The organism is Pseudomonas sp. RIT-562, assembly GCF_026241895.1.
In the GTDB taxonomy this organism is placed as follows: Bacteria; Pseudomonadota; Gammaproteobacteria; order Pseudomonadales; family Pseudomonadaceae; genus Aquipseudomonas; species Aquipseudomonas mandelii_F.
This window is the reverse complement of record NZ_JAPJIV010000100.1, coordinates 1-209: the sequence shown is the minus strand read 5'-3', so window position 1 is coordinate 209 and position 209 is coordinate 1. Positions and strand designations below refer to the sequence as shown.

Genomic DNA, 209 nt, shown 5'->3' with positions numbered 1-209 from the left:
GGCCCGTGCCCAGGAAACCAAGGAGCTGGGCTGGGATGACGTGACCCCGATCGACATGATTGGCCTCGAAGTTGGCTACCGCTTGATCCCCCTAGTGGACCGTAACCAGGGTGGTCAGCTGCTGGCGCGGATCAAGGGCGTGCGCAAGAAGCTGTCCCAGGACCTGGGCTTCCTGATGCCGACTGTGCACATTCGTGACAACCTCGACC

General features: G+C 62.2%; 1 protein-coding gene. It reads left to right on the top strand.

Going from position 1 to position 209, the window contains the following annotated elements:
- Positions 1-209 (top strand): FHIPEP family type III secretion protein (locus ORL50_RS28930; RefSeq protein WP_266020135.1); only part of this gene is annotated, 209 nt, incomplete at both ends.